This window comes from Sphingosinicella soli, from assembly GCF_014199685.1.
Classification (GTDB): Bacteria; Pseudomonadota; Alphaproteobacteria; order Sphingomonadales; family Sphingomonadaceae; genus Sphingosinicella; species Sphingosinicella soli.
This window is the reverse complement of record NZ_JACHNZ010000037.1, coordinates 1-15,528: the sequence shown is the minus strand read 5'-3', so window position 1 is coordinate 15,528 and position 15,528 is coordinate 1. Positions and strand designations below refer to the sequence as shown.

At 65.7% G+C, this 15,528-nt stretch carries 18 protein-coding genes, 1 pseudogene and 1 riboswitch; of the genes and pseudogenes, 3 read left to right on the top strand and 16 right to left on the bottom strand.

The features are described 5' to 3' along the window. Positions 1 to 44 precede the first annotated feature (44 nt). The 5 genes from panB to GGQ98_RS14175 are packed head-to-tail and all read right to left on the bottom strand — an operon-like array spanning position 45 to position 4,367. Positions 45 to 920: a 3-methyl-2-oxobutanoate hydroxymethyltransferase gene (gene panB, locus GGQ98_RS14195; RefSeq protein ID WP_184070649.1), complete on the bottom strand. Its 876-nt coding sequence runs from the start codon at positions 918 to 920 to the stop codon at positions 45 to 47. Positions 921 to 959: 39 nt separating this feature from the next. Then, positions 960 to 1,304: an ArsC family reductase gene (locus GGQ98_RS14190; protein ID WP_184070647.1), complete on the bottom strand. Its 345-nt coding sequence runs from the start codon at positions 1,302 to 1,304 to the stop codon at positions 960 to 962. A 10-nt stretch (positions 1,305 to 1,314) separates the two neighbouring features. Continuing rightward, a complete protein-coding gene (locus GGQ98_RS14185) occupies positions 1,315 to 1,773 on the bottom strand; it encodes an AAC(3)-I family aminoglycoside N-acetyltransferase (protein ID WP_424141361.1) in 459 nt (152 codons plus the stop codon). Beyond that, complete coding sequence (locus GGQ98_RS14180) at positions 1,773 to 3,365, bottom strand: amidohydrolase (RefSeq protein ID WP_184070643.1); 1,593 nt, start codon at positions 3,363 to 3,365, stop codon at positions 1,773 to 1,775. The genes GGQ98_RS14185 and GGQ98_RS14180 overlap by 1 nt, the downstream gene beginning before the upstream one ends. Before the next feature lie 45 nt (positions 3,366 to 3,410). Then, positions 3,411 to 4,367: a LysR family transcriptional regulator gene (locus GGQ98_RS14175; RefSeq protein WP_184070641.1), complete on the bottom strand. Its 957-nt coding sequence runs from the start codon at positions 4,365 to 4,367 to the stop codon at positions 3,411 to 3,413. Between the two features lie 96 nt (positions 4,368 to 4,463). On the opposite strand from GGQ98_RS14175, the gene GGQ98_RS14170 reads away from it, so the two are divergent. Together GGQ98_RS14170 and GGQ98_RS14165 are read left to right on the top strand one after the other, a co-directional pair. Next, positions 4,464 to 4,793, top strand: coding sequence for a nuclear transport factor 2 family protein (locus GGQ98_RS14170; protein ID WP_184070639.1), 330 nt, complete (start codon positions 4,464 to 4,466; stop codon positions 4,791 to 4,793). Further along, positions 4,790 to 5,578, top strand: coding sequence for an SDR family oxidoreductase (locus GGQ98_RS14165; RefSeq protein WP_184070636.1), 789 nt, complete (start codon positions 4,790 to 4,792; stop codon positions 5,576 to 5,578). The genes GGQ98_RS14170 and GGQ98_RS14165 overlap by 4 nt, the downstream gene beginning before the upstream one ends. A gap of 93 nt (positions 5,579 to 5,671) precedes the next feature. On the opposite strand, the gene guaA is transcribed toward GGQ98_RS14165, so the two are convergent. Next, positions 5,672 to 7,231, bottom strand: a complete 1,560-nt coding sequence (gene guaA, locus GGQ98_RS14160; protein WP_184070635.1) for a glutamine-hydrolyzing GMP synthase — start codon at positions 7,229 to 7,231, stop codon at positions 5,672 to 5,674. Between the two features lie 147 nt (positions 7,232 to 7,378). Beyond that, positions 7,379 to 7,485, top strand: a riboswitch (SAM-I-IV-variant riboswitch). A 45-nt stretch (positions 7,486 to 7,530) separates the two neighbouring features. Here guaA and metA point away from each other — a divergent pair. Next, on the top strand, positions 7,531 to 8,451 hold the full coding sequence (gene metA / locus GGQ98_RS14155) for a homoserine O-acetyltransferase MetA (protein ID WP_184070633.1): 921 nt from the start codon (positions 7,531 to 7,533) through the stop codon (positions 8,449 to 8,451). Between the two features lie 23 nt (positions 8,452 to 8,474). On the opposite strand, the gene GGQ98_RS14150 is transcribed toward metA, so the two are convergent. From GGQ98_RS14150 to GGQ98_RS14105, 10 genes and pseudogenes are all read right to left on the bottom strand, one after another. Further along, the gene (locus GGQ98_RS14150) at positions 8,475 to 9,023 is read right to left on the bottom strand and encodes a DUF924 family protein (protein ID WP_184070631.1); all 549 of its coding nucleotides are present in this window, start codon (positions 9,021 to 9,023) and stop codon (positions 8,475 to 8,477) included. Between the two features lie 71 nt (positions 9,024 to 9,094). Beyond that, positions 9,095 to 9,715 (bottom strand): hypothetical protein, encoded by a 621-nt coding sequence (locus tag GGQ98_RS14145; protein WP_184070629.1) that lies wholly within the window; start codon positions 9,713 to 9,715, stop codon positions 9,095 to 9,097. Positions 9,716 to 9,761: 46 nt separating this feature from the next. After that, complete coding sequence (locus GGQ98_RS14140; protein WP_184070627.1) at positions 9,762 to 10,205, bottom strand: thioesterase family protein; 444 nt, start codon at positions 10,203 to 10,205, stop codon at positions 9,762 to 9,764. Continuing rightward, positions 10,202 to 11,338 carry an iron-containing alcohol dehydrogenase gene (locus GGQ98_RS18470; RefSeq protein ID WP_184070625.1) on the bottom strand — a complete coding sequence of 379 codons (1,137 nt, stop codon included), beginning with the start codon at positions 11,336 to 11,338 and terminating at the stop codon, positions 10,202 to 10,204. The genes GGQ98_RS14140 and GGQ98_RS18470 overlap by 4 nt, the downstream gene beginning before the upstream one ends. Positions 11,339 to 11,517: 179 nt before the next feature. After that, positions 11,518 to 11,937 (bottom strand): 50S ribosomal protein L17, encoded by a 420-nt coding sequence (rplQ, locus tag GGQ98_RS14130; RefSeq protein WP_184070623.1) that lies wholly within the window; start codon positions 11,935 to 11,937, stop codon positions 11,518 to 11,520. A gap of 145 nt (positions 11,938 to 12,082) precedes the next feature. Further along, positions 12,083 to 13,129 (bottom strand): DNA-directed RNA polymerase subunit alpha, encoded by a 1,047-nt coding sequence (locus GGQ98_RS14125; RefSeq protein WP_184070621.1) that lies wholly within the window; start codon positions 13,127 to 13,129, stop codon positions 12,083 to 12,085. A gap of 78 nt (positions 13,130 to 13,207) precedes the next feature. Then, on the bottom strand, positions 13,208 to 13,597 hold the full coding sequence (gene rpsK, locus GGQ98_RS14120; protein ID WP_184070619.1) for a 30S ribosomal protein S11: 390 nt from the start codon (positions 13,595 to 13,597) through the stop codon (positions 13,208 to 13,210). A 24-nt stretch (positions 13,598 to 13,621) separates the two neighbouring features. Next, positions 13,622 to 13,990: a 30S ribosomal protein S13 gene (rpsM, locus tag GGQ98_RS14115; protein ID WP_184070616.1), complete on the bottom strand. Its 369-nt coding sequence runs from the start codon at positions 13,988 to 13,990 to the stop codon at positions 13,622 to 13,624. A gap of 174 nt (positions 13,991 to 14,164) precedes the next feature. Further along, positions 14,165 to 14,722 (bottom strand): SAM-dependent methyltransferase, encoded by a 558-nt coding sequence (locus tag GGQ98_RS14110; RefSeq protein ID WP_184070614.1) that lies wholly within the window; start codon positions 14,720 to 14,722, stop codon positions 14,165 to 14,167. Next, positions 14,719 to 15,423 (bottom strand): annotated as a pseudogene (locus GGQ98_RS14105) (APC family permease); the annotation flags it as partial. The gene GGQ98_RS14110 and the pseudogene GGQ98_RS14105, both read right to left, overlap by 4 nt. Positions 15,424 to 15,528: the final 105 nt, after the last annotated feature.

Genomic DNA, 15,528 nt, shown 5'->3' with positions numbered 1-15,528 from the left:
ATGTGCGCGGGACCATAGCGATGGCCGCGCGCGCACGCAAAACCCTATTTTTCTTCGTCGGCCCGGTAGAGGTTGTCTTCCGTGGGGAAGGTTCGCGCGCGCACATCGGCCGCATAGTCCTTCACCGCGTCCGCCACCACCTTCGACATCGCCCCGTAACGCTTCACGAACTTCGGCGTGCGCTCGAACAGGCCGAGCATGTCTTCGGCAACCAGCACCTGCCCGTCGCACTGAGCCGAAGCCCCGATGCCGATGGTGGGGCATGCCACGGTCTTCGTGATCTCGATGGCGATCGGCTCCATCACGCCTTCGATCACGATCGAAAACGCGCCCGCATCGGCCATCGCCTTCGCATCAGCCACAATGGACCGGGCCTCCACGTCGCTCTTGCCGCGTACGCCGTAGCCGCCCAGAATGTTCACCGCCTGCGGCGTGAGGCCGACGTGCGCCATGACCGGGATGCCGCGCGAGGTGAGAAACTCCACCGTGGGCGCGAGCACCTTGCCGCCTTCCAGCTTCACGGCCGCAGCGCCGGTTTCCTTCAAGAGCCGCGAGGCATTGGTGAACGCCTGCTCGGGCGAGGCTTCATAGCTGCCGAACGGCATATCGACGATGACGGCGGCATGATAGCTGCCCCGAACGACGGCGGCACCGTGCGCGCACATCATCTCCATCGTGACGGCCACCGTGTGCGGCAGGCCGTAAATCACCTGCCCCAGCGAATCGCCGACGAGCAGCATGTCGCAGTGCGGATCCATGATCTGCGCCATGCGGACCGTATACGCGGTGAGCATCACGAGCGGCTCGCCGCCCTTGCGCTGACGGATGCGCGGCACCGTGAGGCGCTTCATCGGCGCCGGAGTGGGGTTGGCACGGCTCGTCGAGGTGTCGAGCGTGAGCGTGGTGGAGGTCGTAGACATGGGAGCGGCTTGTAACGCCTCCATGCAAGCGTGGGAAGCTCAGCGAAGCGCGGCGGCGTAAACCTCGGGTTTGAAACCGGCCAGACGTACCTTGCCGTTGTCGAGAACGGGGCGCTTTATCATCGAGGGCTGCGCCAGCATCAGGTTCACCGCCGTGTTCGCGTCGAGGTTCTCGCGGTCGGCATCCGGCAGCTTGCGGAACGTGGTTCCGGCGCGGTTGAGCACGGTTTCCCAGCCGAGCTCCTTCACCCACGCCTCCAGGCGGGGCCGATCGATGCCCGCCTTCTTGTAATCGTGAAACGCGTAGTCGACGCCGTGCGCTTCAAGCCAGGTGCGCGCCTTCTTCACCGTGTCGCAGTTGGGGATGCCGTAGAGCGTTATCACTGCTGGACCCTCATGATTTCACCGGAATGTCGAAGTGCAGCACGTCCTCGCGCGCGCCAAGCCCCGTATAGAGCGCGATCGCCGGATCGTCGCCGTGATCGGCCTGCACGTATATGACCCACGCGCCGCGCGCCGCTGCGACCTGCTGAAGGAACCGGATGAGCGCCGTTGCGATTCCGCGCCGCCGGTTCGCCTCCGCGACCGCAAGGTCGTAGATGTAGATTTCCGAGCGCTCCTGCTCGAACTTCTCAAGCACATACGCCGCAAGACCGCCGACGACGGCGCCGTCGTCCTCAGCCACGAGTGCGACGAAATCGTCCCTGGCCAGCAGCCGCTGGAGCCACGCATCGCCGGGCGGCTTTGCCGCATAACTCTCCGGATCGGCGAACACTTCGGCGAACAGGGCGTTCAGCGCGCGGAAGCCCGCAAGGTCCGAGGCGCCGAGCTGCCGAACCCCGATCATGCGGATCACTCCGGCTTTCTCCGCTCCGTGTTCGGATAGCGGACGCCGAGCTGCTCCATGTAGGAGCCGTAGCGGGCGGGGTTATAGTAGTGCTTCTTCAGCTCCGGCCGGAATTCGTCCATGCGTTTGCGGTTGAGCAGGATCGGCGGCGTGTCCTCCGCCGAGAGGAAGGACACGTATGTCTGCGACTTCGTCTGAACGTCGGTGAAATAGGTCTTCGCCTCGGCGAGCAGCGCAGGTTTCGTCATCAGATCGACGACCGTCATCGCCATCGCCTTGGCGCCGTTCACCACGCCCTTGTGCGCGATGGGCGTCGCCATCGCGATCGCCGAGCCCCAGTGATGCGCCGGGATGCCGGGGATGTTCGACGGATAGGTCAGCGTGATCGTGGGCACCGTCCACGAAATGTCACCGATGTCGTCGGAGCCGCCGACGTAGTTTTCTTCAGGCGGCGGGCGCAGCGCATCGACCTCCGCCTTCAGCCCCTCCTCCGGCGCGCCGAGATTGTGCTGCACCGTCTTCGCGAACGCCTGGTCGTCGGCGCTCCACGACGGCATGCCGACGGCCGCGATGTTCGCCCACGCCGCCTCGGCGAGCGGCTTGTTGAAGTGCCGGGGCGCCGCCACGCCCAGAATGCGGCGCGTGACCTTCGTGTCCGTCATCGCCGCAGCGGCATCGGCGATGCGGTTGCCGATCGCGAAATTTTCCTTGATGCGGTCGAAGGTCTGCTCGCGGAAATAATACCAGACCGACGCCTGCGGCGGGACGACGTTGGGCTGATCGCCGCCGTTCGTGATGACATAATGCGAACGCTGCTGCAGGCGCAGATGCTCGCGCCGCATGTTCCAGCCCATGTTCATCAGCTCGACCGCATCGAGCGCGCTGCGCCCGAACCAGGGCGAGACGCCCGAATGCGCGGCCTTGCCGTCGAACGTGTAGGAGGCCGAGATCATCCCCGTGCCCGCCGCTTCGCCCCAGCTCGTCGTGAAGCCGCTCGAGACATGCGCGAAGAGAACAGCGTCCACATCCTTGAACACCCCTGCGCGGACGAACCACGCCTTGCCGCTCAACAGCTCCTCGGCAACGCCGGGCCAGATCAGCAGCCGGCCGGGGATGCCTTCGCGCTGCATCACATCCCTTGCCGCCAGCGCCGCGACCACCACGAGCGGGATGCCGCTGTTGTGCCCCTCGCCGTGCCCGGGCGCGCCCGCGACGATCGGATCGTGATACGGAACGCCGGGCTTCTGCGAGGCCTGCGGCACGCCGTCGATATCGCTGCCGATCGCGATGAGCGGGCCGCCGCTGCCCCATGTCGCGGTCCAGCCCGTCGGCAGACCGGCGACGCCGCGCGTGACCTTGAAGCCGTTCTTTTCGAGGATGTCGGTGATGTAGCGGCTGGTTTCGGATTCCTCGAACCCGATCTCGCCGAAGCTGAAGATCGAATCGGTCATCTGCTGCGCGAGCTTCGCGCGCGCATCGACGGCCCTGGCGACATCGGCCTTCAGCGCCGCCGTTTCAGCGATCGCCGCCGTGCCCAGCAGCATGACACAGGCCGCCACCGCTCCGCCCAGCACTCTGCCCCGAAAATCCCGCGTCATCCCCTGCCCTCCCTGAAAGCTGCACGGCGGCGAACCTGCCACCGGTCAGGCGGGAACGCCAATGCCTATCGGGCGCTTGGGGGTCTTATTTTCCACCTGTGCGAGCCGCCCGGCGGCGAAATCGCGCGCGAGCGCGATAAAGGCCTGGAAGGCCGCGGAGGAATTGCGGCGATTGGAATAATAGAGGCACAGCGGCACGAGCGGCGGCGTCCAGTCTTCGAGAACGCGCACGAGCCGTCCCGCCGCGATGTCTTCGCGCACATCGGCTTCCATGAAATAGCCGATCCCCACGCCGTTCATCACCGCAATCCGGGTCAAAGAGGCTTCGTCGAGAGTGATCGGGCCATCGACGTCGAGCTGCAATTCCTCGCCGCCCTTCTCGAACCGCCATCGGAACAATGCGCCATTGGGTAGCCGCACGCGAACGCAGGGATAAGTGAGCAGCTCCTGCGGCACTTGGGGGATAGACCTGTTTTCGAAAAAAGCCGGGGATGCGGCAACCGCCATGCGTCGCCCCTGGCCCAGCGGTATGGCGATCGCGTCGCTTGGCACCAGATCCGCGCTGCGCACGCCCAGATCGAAGCCCGCCGCCACGACGTCGACAAGCCGCCCCTCGGTGACGAGGTCGATATGAACCTGCGGATAGCGCTGCAGATAATTCAGGACCAGCGGCGCCATGATTTCGCGCGCCGCCGTCGCGAAGGCATTGATGCGCAAGGTGCCGGACGGCGTCTCCTGCTGGGCGCGCGCCGTGTTCATCGCTTTCTGGATGTCCTCGAGCGCTGGCTTGATCTGTGCGACGAAAATTCGCCCCGCATAGGTGAGCGAGACACTGCGTGTGGTGCGATTGAACAATCGCACGGCAAGCTCCCGTTCGAGTTTGCCGACGGCATTGCTGATGGCCGTGGTCGAAATGCCGAGATCGAGCGCCGCTGCTCGAAACGAGCCGCACCGAACGATGGCAAGAACCGCCTCGAGCTCGATCAACGAATGACGACTCATTATCCCGGTTTCCGTGACACACTATGCCGATTTGTCACGATTATCAGGTGAAAAGTCCATTGCTAAATAGGCCTCGCCACCATCGAGGAGATGACCATGTCAATGGACCTACCCAAGCCGATCGCCGACTATATCGAAGCGAACGCCCGTCTCGATATTGACGGCATGTTGAAGCCCTTCCTGCGCGACGCCGTCTTCATCGACAACGGCAAGCATTTCGAGGGAGAGGCGGCGATCCGCCAGCTGTTCGAGGAAGACGTGATCCCGGTGAAGGCGATCTTCACGCCCGACACGGTTCGGGAAGACGAGGGCGATGTCGTGGTCGAAGGCCCCGCGCATGGCGACTTCCCGGGCAGTCCGCTCCGCTTCACCTATCGCTTCACGCTGGTGCACGGCGCCATCATGACCCTGGAGACCACGGTATGAGCATCAGGGCAGATCCCACCGAGTTCGCCGGCAAGCGCGTGCTCGTCAGCGGCGGCACCAAGGGCCTCGGCCGCGCCACGGTCGAGCGGTTCCTCGCCGGCGGAGCGCGCGTCATCACCGCGGCCCGCGCGATCAAGGATCCCATGGAACACGTCGACTATGTCCAGGCGGACCTGACCACGCCCGAGGGCGGCGAAACGCTGGCCAGGGCGGCGATCGAGCGGCTGGGCGGCATCGACATCCTCGCCCATGTCGTCGGGGGCTCGGCGTCGCCGGCCGGTGGCTTCGTCGCGTTGACGGACGAGCACTGGCTTGCCGAGCTGAATCTCAACTTGCTGGCGACCGTCCGGCTCGACCGCCTGCTGATCCCGCAGATGCTGGAGCGGGGCGCGGGCGTCGTGGTTCACGTGACCTCGATCCAGTCCGTCCTGCCGCTGCCCGAATCCACGACCGGCTATGCCGCTGCCAAGGCAGCGCTCCGAACCTACAGCAAGTCGATCTCGAAGGAACTCGGCCCCAAGGGCGTGCGGGTCAACGCCGTCTCGCCCGGCTGGATCATGACGGAGGCCACGGGAGACTTTCTCGGAATGCTTCAGGCCGCCAGTGGCGGCACGATCGAAGACGCGCGTCAGTCCGTGCTCGATGCCCTGGGCGGGATCTCTATCGGGCGGGGGGCCGAGCCCGAAGAGGTCGCCGACCTCATCGCCTATCTCGCCTCAGACCGCGCAGCCGCGATCCACGGCGCCGAGTTCGTCATCGATGGCGGTACGATCCAGACGGTATAAGGATGGCTTCTCGGCGTTCACGCAATGGCGAACGCGAAATAGCGAAAGCGCAAAAAATCGTCGAAACTACGCGACTGCCGCCGTTTGTATCCGTCACTCCCACTCGATCGTGCCGGGCGGCTTTGAGGTGTAGTCGTAGACGACGCGGTTGATGCCCTGCACTTCGTTCACGATGCGCGTGGCGACGCGGCTGAGGAAGGCGGCGTCGAAGGGGTAGATGTCGGCGGTCATGCCGTCGACCGAGGTGACGGCGCGAAGCGCGCAGACGCGGTCGTAGGTGCGGCCGTCGCCCATCACGCCGACGGTGCGCACGGGCAGCAGCACGGCGAACGCCTGCCAGATCGCGTCGTAGAGGCCCGCCTTGCGGATTTCCTCGAGGTAGATGCGGTCCGCCTTGCGCAGCGTGTCGCACTTTTCCTTGTCGACATCGCCGGGAATACGGATGGCAAGGCCGGGGCCGGGGAACGGATGGCGACCCACGAACGCCTCGGGAAGGCCAAGCTCGCGGCCCAGCGCGCGGACCTCGTCCTTGAAGAGTTCGCGCAAGGGTTCGACGAGCTGCATGTTCATGCGCTCGGGCAGGCCCCCGACGTTATGGTGGCTCTTGATCGTGACCGACGGCCCGCCGGTGAACGAGACGCTTTCGATGACGTCGGGATAGAGCGTGCCCTGCGCGAGGAATTCGGCGCCGCCGATTTTCTTCGCCTCGGCCTCGAACACATCGATGAAGGTCTTGCCGATGAACTTGCGCTTGGCCTCGGGATCGGAAATGCCTGCGAGGCCGGAGAGGAACAGCTCTTCCGCGTCCACGTGCACGAGCGGAATGTTGTAGGCGCCGCGGAACAGCGAGACGACTTCCTCCGCCTCCTGCGAACGCATCAGGCCGTGATCGACGAACACGCAGGTGAGCTGTTCGCCGATCGCCTCGTGGATCAGCACCGCCGCGACCGCCGAATCGACGCCGCCTGAAAGCCCGCAGATCACGCGGCCCTGCCCGACCTGCTTGCGGATGTCGGCGATCTTCGCGTCGCGGTAGCCCGCCATCGACCAGTCGCCCGAGCAGCCCGCGACATGACGCACGAAATTGGACAGCAGCTTCGCGCCGTCGGGCGTGTGAATCACCTCCGGGTGGAACTGCACGCCGTAGAAGCGGCGCACGTCGTCGGCGATCGCGGCGAAGGGCGCGCCGTCCGACTTCGCGACGACCTCGAAGCCTTCCGGGATCGCCTCGACGCGGTCGCCGTGGCTCATCCACACCTGATGCGTCTCGGCAGTGGTCCACAGCCCGTCGAACAGGTGGCAATCGCGCACGATCTCGATGAAGGCGCGGCCGAACTCGCGGTGATCGGAGGGCGTGACCTTGCCGCCAAGCTCCGCGCACATCGTCTGCTCGCCGTAGCAGATGCCGAGCACTGGCACGCCCGCCGCGAACACCGCCTGCGGCGCCTTGGGGCTGGCGCCCTCGGTGACGGAGGCCGGGCCGCCCGAGAGGATGATGCCCTTGGGTTTCAGGCGCTCCAGCGCCGCCTCGCCGCCCGAGAACGGCACGATCTCGCAGTAAACCCCCGCCTCGCGCACGCGCCGGGCGATGAGCTGCGTCACCTGGCTGCCGAAATCGAGAATGAGGATGGAATCGCCGTGGGGAACGGTCACGCGGGGCCTCGAAAAATCAGGACGTGGGATCGGGCCGGGTTAACGCTGGCGGCGGGGCGTGTCCAGCCGTGGCTTCGCCTGCCGCGCAATGCGCGCGCAGGAACGCGCCTTCCCTCTTGAGGGCGGACGCAAACCCGCCTACATACGGCATCACATCAAGAGTTGGGTTCAGGCCCAACGCCAACCTGCTTTCCGGGCAAGGTGGCGCTTCCTTCGGGAAGGATGTGGCCGATCCGGCAACCAAACGGACCAAGCCACCGCGTCTTACCCGGCAAGCGACCCGAGGATAGACGCGCCCCATGCCGATCAAGATTCCCGACGACCTGCCCGCCCGCAGCACGCTGGAGCGCGAAGGCGTGATGATCATGGGCGAGGCCGACGCCGTGCGGCAGGATATCCGCCCGCTGCGCATCGGGCTTCTGAACCTGATGCCCAACAAGATCCGCACCGAAACGCAGATCGCGCGGCTGATCGGCGCGACCCCGCTGCAGGTGGAACTGACGCTGGTGCGGATGACCGATCATGTTGCGCGCAACACGCCGGCCGATCACATCCTTTCGTTCTACCGCCCCTGGAGCGAGGTGCGAAACGCCTGTTTCGACGGCTTCATCATCACCGGCGCGCCCGTTGAGCTGCTGCCGTTCGAGGAGGTGGGCTATTGGGACGAGCTTCGCCGCGTGTTCGACTGGACGCAGACCAACGTGCACGGCAGCTTCAACATCTGCTGGGGCGCGCAGGCCGCCGTGCGCCATTTCCACGGCGTGCCCAAGCATGCGCTGGACAGGAAGGCGTTCGGCGTTTTCGATCACCACAACCTTGCCCCGGCATCCCCCTATCTGCGCGGGTTTTCCGACGATTTCGCGATCCCCGTTTCGCGCTGGACAGAGGTGCGGCGCGAAGATCTGCCCGAGGATCGCGGCATCACCGTGCTCGCCGAAAGCACCGAAACCGGCCTCTGTCTGCTCGACGACCCGCAGCACCGGTCGCTGCATATGTTCAACCATGTCGAGTATGATTCGACATCGCTCGCCGAGGAATATTTCCGCGACCGCGACGCCGGGAAGCCGATCGACGTGCCGAAGAACTATTTCCCCGGCGACGACCCGTCGGCCACGCCGCAGAACCGCTGGCGGAGCCACGCGCACCTGCTGTTCGGCAACTGGATCAACCAGATCTACCAGACGACGCCCTTCGACATGAACGATATCGGCGAGCGGTGAGCGGTGAGCGGTGAGGGGGCCCGCTACCAGCCGACGCCGGGCTGCGCGAGGTAGGCAAGCTCGTCCGTGGTCGACGCGCGATCGAGAAGGGCGTTGCGCGTGGGATAGCGGCCGAAGCGCTCGATGACCTCCGCATGATCGCGCGCGAAGCCGATCTGTTTTTCGAGGCCGGGTTCGGAGAAGCAGCGCAGCGCAAACCGCTGCACGCCGCGATCCTCCGCATGCATCAGCGGCATGTAGAAAAAGCCGCGCCGCACGGGATCGAGCGCCCGGTGCCAGCCTTCGCCGATACCAAAGAGCGTGAGATCGAGCGCGGCGGCGTCCGCCTCGAACGCGCGCGCCGTATCGCGGTAAATGTTCCGCGAAAACTGATCGAGCAGGATGATCGCGGCGAGCAGCGTTTCGACATCGCCCGTCCACGGCGCGGTATCGGCAAACACCTGATCCCGCAGCGCGCCGAAGCGGCGGGTGATTTTCACATCAAGCTCCGACGATTTCGCCCAGTGCTGCTTGGGCGTCAGTTCATCGAACCAGAAGGCGAGGACGGCAGCGGCATCTTCGGCAACGGTCAAAGGCTGGTCTCCTGCGGGAAGGGGGGGGATTGCAGAAGACCAGCCTAGCCGGAGCGGGCTCAAAGGGCCAGTCAGCGGCCCGCGTAAGCGCTTTCGAAGCGGAAGTCGGTGATGCGGTCGCCGCGCACGTAGCACGAGAAACTCTCGTCGCGGCGGCTGTCGTCCCGGCGGTCATCACGGTCGTCGCCGCGCATTTCGACGCGGCCGGAGACGCGGTACTCACCGCCCTGCCGCTCCAGCCCGCGAATGTCGTTCACCCGCGCCTCGCGGCCGTAGCGGCTGCCGAGGTCTTCGGCCTCGCGCGCGCAGGTGGAGATGGCGGCGCGTTCCTCCTGCGTGCGGTTGTTCCAGTCGCGGTCCTGCCAGCTGATATCACTGTCGCGGCCGCCATATGTGCCGTCGCGGTTCCAGTCGCCTTCCGGCTCCCAGCGCGGATCGAGCGGGCGGTCTTCTTGCTCTTTCTTCTTCTTCGAAGCGCCGGAGAGGACGGCGATGAGGCCGCCCGCGACCACGGCGCCGACGATCGCGTCGCCCAGATCGAAACCGTCGCCCCGGCGGTGATGGCGGCGCCCGTAGCGCCCGTCGGCATGCGCTTCCGACACGCCGAGCGGCGTGTTCGCGAAACCGGGAATGCCCGCCATTGAAGAGACCACGATGGCCGTGGCGACGCCGAAACCCATACCCTTGCGCATGATGCTACCCCGCGATGATCTGCCGCGAGAATGCGCCCGGCGAGCTTTATCCGCGATGAACCGAAATCGCCGCCAGCACGGCGCGAAGATCGGCGGGAAGCGGCACCGGGCGGCGGCTTTCGCGGTCCACGTAGACGTGGATGAAGAAACCCTCTGCGGCGGCTTCGGCTTCACCCTCCGCGAACAGCCCGACTTCGTAGCGGACGGACGATGTGCCGATGCGCGCGGCGCGGATGCCCGCATCGATCACCTGCGGGAACGCAAGCGGCGCGGCGTAGCGGCAGCCGGTTTCAACGACGAGGCCGATGACGGCGCCGCCGTGGATATCGAGCACGCCCGCTTCGATCAAATGCGCGTTCACCGCCGTATCGAACCAGCTGTAATAGACCACGTTGTTGACGTGGCCGTAGACGTCGTTGTCGGCCCAGCGCGTGGGGATGCTGCGGAACGCGGCATAATCTGCGCGGGCGCGGAAGGGTTCGCGACTCACAGCGCGGCCGCGTAGAGACGGCGCGCATCGGCAAGGCCGATCTCGCACGGGTTGTTGATGAGCAGACGCTGCTGCTTCATCGCCTCGCTCGCGAGCATGTCGAGGTCGGCTGCCTTGACGCCGACATCGCGCAGGCGCGAGGGCACGCCGCAATCGGCGGCGATGGCGGCGAGCGCCTCGACGAGACCCTGCGCCTGCGCCTGCCGACCGAGGGATGCCAGGCTGGAATCGAGGATCGGCGCGAGATCGGCGTAGAGCGGCAGCGCGGCGGCCATGTTGTGGCCGAGCACATGCGGCAGCATCAGCGCGTTCGAAAGACCGTGGAGGACATGGAAATGCCCGCCGAGCGGATAGGCGAGCGCATGGACACCCGCGACGGGGGCGTTGGCGAAGGCGACTCCGGCGAGGTGCGAACCGAGCAGCATGGCGCCGCGCGCGCCCGGATCAGCGGGGTCGTCGCAGGCGCGGCGGATGTTGGCGCCGAGCAGGCGAAGGGCTTCCTTCGCGAGCGCGTCCGACAGCGGGTTCTTGAGGCGCTTCGTGGTGAACGCCTCGATTGCGTGGACCATCGCGTCGATCCCGGTTGCGGCGGTGACGCCGCGCGGCAGGCCGAAGGTGAGCGCAGCGTCGAGGATCGCCCAGTCGGCATAGAGCGGCCGCGCGACGATGCCCTTCTTCTCCGCGCCGCCCACGGTGAGAATGGCGATGGGCGTGGCTTCGGACCCGGTGCCCGCCGTGGTGGGGATGAGGACGAGCGGCAAGCGCGCGCCCTTCGCCTGATCGACGCCGTAGATCGCGTCGAGGTCGTCTCCCGAGCCGAGCAGGTAGGCGACGACCTTGGCGACATCCATCGGACTGCCGCCGCCGAAGCCGACGACCGACGTGACGCCCGCCTCGCGCCCGGCTGCGACGGCGGCGAGCGCAGTGGCGGCGGAAGGATCGGGCTCGACGGCATCGAACACCACGGCGCGGTCTGCGAGCGCGGCGAGCATCGGATCGGCAAGGCCGAGACCGCGCACGCCCGTGTCGGTGACGACGAGGACGGGGCCTTCGGGAACGAGGTCGGGAACCGACGTGCTGCGGCCCGCGCCGGAGAGCACGCGGGGGCCGTAGTCGAAGCGGAAATCGGTCATGGGCGGCACCGTGGTGGGCGTATCCTCGCATTCAACGTGAGAGAAGCGGAACCGCCCCTCCCCAAACCCCTCCCCTGAAGAGGAGGGGCTTTCACCGCGCGACACTATTGGGTGCGGCGAAAAAGAAAAGGGCCGCGCCCGGAGGCGCGGCCCTGTGGTCTTCGGCGAAAGGCCCCCGATCAGGCGGCTTCGGCCTCGTCGTAGGATTCGACCGGACCGGAGTCCTGGCCCTTGGCGCTGGTGTCGCGATCGACGAACTCGATGATCGCCATCGGCGCAGCGTCGTCGCCGCGGATGCCGGCCTTCAGCACGCGGATGTAGCCGCCGGGGCGGCCTTCGTAGCGCGGGCCGAGCACGTCGAACAGTTTCTTGAGCTGCGTCTCGTCCATCAGGCGCGACTGCGCGAGACGGCGATTGGAAAGGCCGCCCTTCTTCGCGAGCGTGACCAGCTTTTCCACGTACGGGCGAAGTTCCTTCGCCTTGGGCAGCGTGGTCTTGATCTGCTCGTGCTTGATGAGCGCGGCGGCCATGTTGCGGAACAGTGCCTGACGGTGGCTCGAGGTCCGGCCGAGCTTCCGGTGTCCTACGCGGTGACGCATGATGTCTTCCTTTTCGTTTGTTCACGGAGCCGTGCAAGGTACTCCGGACCAGGCGGCAGAAACCGGGCGCCGCCCAAACCCGTTTGCAGGCAAAGGTTAGGAAAGTGAGGCCAACGACAGCGTCGCGGGCCTCTGCCGGCCTGCCTCAGCCCATGATTTCCTGTTCGAGCTTCTTGGCGAGTTCCTCGATGTTCTCCGGCGGCCAGCCGGGGATTTCCATGCCGAGGCGAAGGCCCATCTGCGACAGGACTTCCTTGATCTCGTTGAGGCTCTTGCGGCCGAAGTTCGGCGTGCGCAGCATCTCGGCCTCGGTCTTCTGAACGAGGTCGCCGATGTAGATGATGTTGTCGTTCTTCAGGCAGTTCGCGCTGCGGACCGAAAGCTCCAGCTCGTCCACCTTCTTGAGAAGGTAACGGTTGATGGCGCCTTCGTCCTCCTGCGCCGCGGCAGCGGCGGAGGGAACGGCAGCGATCGCCGTCGGCTCGTCGAAGTTGATGAACAGCGCGAGCTGATCCTGCAGGATGCGCGCCGAATAGGCGAGCGCGTCTTCCGGCGTGATGGTGCCGTCGGTTTCGACCGTCAGCGTCATCTTGTCGTAATCAAGCTCCTGCCCGACGCGGGTGTTTTCCACCTTGTAGGCGACCTGACGCACCGGCGAGTACAGCGCATCGACCGGCACAAGGCCGATCGGGGCATCAGCCGGGCGGTTCTGCGACGCGGGCGCATAGCCCTTGCCGGTCTCCACCGTCAGTTCCATGTTGAGCGTCGCGCCCTCGTCGAGCGTGCAGATGACGAGATCGGGGTTCATGATCTCGATATCGCCCGACACCGAAATCTGGCCGGCGGTGACTTCGCCCGGGCCCGACGCCGTGAGGTGCAGACGCTTGGGCATCTCGTCGAGCATCTTCACCGCGATCTGCTTCACGTTGAGCACGATGTCGGTGACATCCTCGCGCACGCCGGCGAGCGAAGAAAACTCGTGCAGCACGCCGTCGATCTTGATCGACGTGACGGCCGCGCCCTGCAGCGAGGAGAGCAGCACACGGCGAAGCGCATTGCCGAGCGTGAGGCCGAAGCCGCGCTCCAGCGGCTCGGCAACGAACGTCGCCTTCCGCGCCTTGTCCGCGCCGACCTTCACTTCAAGGCTGTTGGGTTTCTTCAGTTCCTGCCAGTTCTTTGCAATTACGGCCACTGTGTTCCCCTTCGCGGGCTGGCGGGCCGAGGCCCGCCGCATAGGATTTTCGGACGAAACGCTTCGGCGAAACGCGCGTCAGACGCGGCGGCGCTTGGGCGGACGCACGCCGTTGTGCGGGATCGGCGTCACATCGCGGATCGCGGTGATCTGGAGGCCGACCGCCTGCAGCGCGCGAAGCGCCGATTCGCGGCCCGAACCCGGACCCCGGACTTCGACTTCAAGCGTCCGCACGCCGTGCTCGGCGGCCTTCTTGCCGGCGTCTTCCGCTGCGACCTGCGCGGCGTAAGGCGTCGACTTGCGGCTGCCCTTGAAACCCATCGTACCGGCCGACGACCAGGCAATCGCATTGCCCTGCGCGTCCGTGATGGTGATCATGGTGTTGTTGAAAGAGGCGTTCACATGCGCGACGCCCGACGTGATGTTCTTGCGCTCGCGACGTTTGATGCGAGCCGGTTCCCGTGCCATTTCGAATAGCTCCCTTTTGCTCGCTTATTTCTTCTTGCCGGCGATCGGCTTGGCCTTGCCCTTGCGGGTGCGGGCATTGGTGTGCGTGCGCTGGCCGCGGACCGGAAGGCCCTTGCGGTGACGCAGGCCGCGATAGGACGCGAGATCCATCAAACGCTTGATGTTCATCGACGTCTCGCGGCGAAGATCGCCTTCAACAGTGTTGTCGCGGTCAATGATCTCGCGGATCTGGATGACTTCCTGATCGGTGAGATCCTGAACACGCCGTTCCGCCGGGAAACCCAGCGTCGAGCAAATCTTGGAAGCGGTGGTGCGGCCGATGCCATGAATATAGGTAAGGGCGATCACGACGCGCTTGTTGGTCGGGATGTTAACACCCGCAATACGTGCCACAGACAGTTCTCCTAGCTCCACAGGCCGCGTGGGCGCGCGGCCTATCTCAAAGCGTGAAACCCCAATGAACACGCAAAACCGGCGAGCACGCGTTTGCGCCGCCGGAATGCGATACCCTCGGGATGAATGGCTGATAAGTGCCGAATCGGCCCGTGTCAAGCAGGCGTCGGGGCGTCAGCGCCTTTTGGGAACGGTCCAGTAATAGACGGATCGGCCGTCGACGTCGGCAGTCTGTTCCGGCTCCCAGTCGCCCATGCGGAAGGCATGGCTGACGATCCGCGTGCCGGGCTTCAACTCTTTCAGCAGGCGCGGCATCAGCTTTTCGTTGAGCGTATCGAGCAGATAGAGCGTAACGACCGTCGCTTCGCTGAAATCCGCCTGGAACAGATCTTCCTGGCGGAAGCTGACCGCGTCGGCAACACCGGCTTCCTTCGCGTTCGCCCGCGCCTCCGCGATGCGCTCGGGATCGATGTCTATGCCGACCGCGCGCAGCTTGAAGCGCTTCGCCGCCGCGATCGGGATGCGCCCGTCGCCCGAACCCAGATCGTAAAGCACATCGCCATCCTTCACGTCCGCCATCTCCAGCATCTTGTCGACGACATCGGGCGGCGTCGGGACGTAAATGACATCGGGGGTTCGCGCTTCGGCCTGCTGCGCTTGCGCTGCGGCCGGTGCAGCCGCAAGCGGCAGGGTCGTGCCGACCAAAAGCGCGCAGGCGATTTTCCATTTCATCCGTCGGATTCCTTTCCAAGGCTGCGAAACACGATAAGCAGCACGCCGCCCGCAGCGAGCACGGCGATACCCGCAAAAGCGCCCCAGCCGGTGTAACTGACACTGGACCAGAGCAGATAGAGACAGGTGAGACAGAAAAGCGCCGGCGTCAGCGGATAAAGCGGGACGCGGAACGGGCGCGGCACATCCGGCTCGCGCACGCGCAGCACGAACAGCGCAATGCCGGTGAGCAGCAGAAAGAACCAGAACACGGGCGCGGTGTATTCGACCGCGAGGGTGAAGCCGTCGCGCGCGAAGGCGCCCGCAACCACGAGCAGGAGCGCAATCCCGCCCTGCACGACCAGCGCGTTTCCCGGCGTGTCGCGCGCGCGATCCCAGCGGCCGAGCCAGCGGAACGCGGGGAATTCCCGTCCGAGCGCGCAGCTTGTCCGCGCGCCCGTGATCGCAGTCGCATTCGCCGACGTGAGCGCTGCGACAACGATGAGCAGGCTGAGGATCGCCGCGCCGCGTTCGCCGAACGCCCGGCGCATCACATCGGCCGCAACCGCATCGCTTTCAGCCATGCCGGCAAGCCCGAGCGCATTCAGGAAGGCCAGGTTCACGAGAAGATAAAGCACGGTGACGATGCCGAGGCCGATCACCATGATGCGCCCGATGCGGCGCGGATCGCCCTTGAGTTCCGCCGAGACGTATGCCGCCTCGCTCCAGCCGCCCTAGGTGTTTGATCCCAGGCTTTGATGGTGCATTATTCAGCCAGCAATGGAAGGATGCGCTATGGGACAGATACTCCATGGGAGCGCCACAAC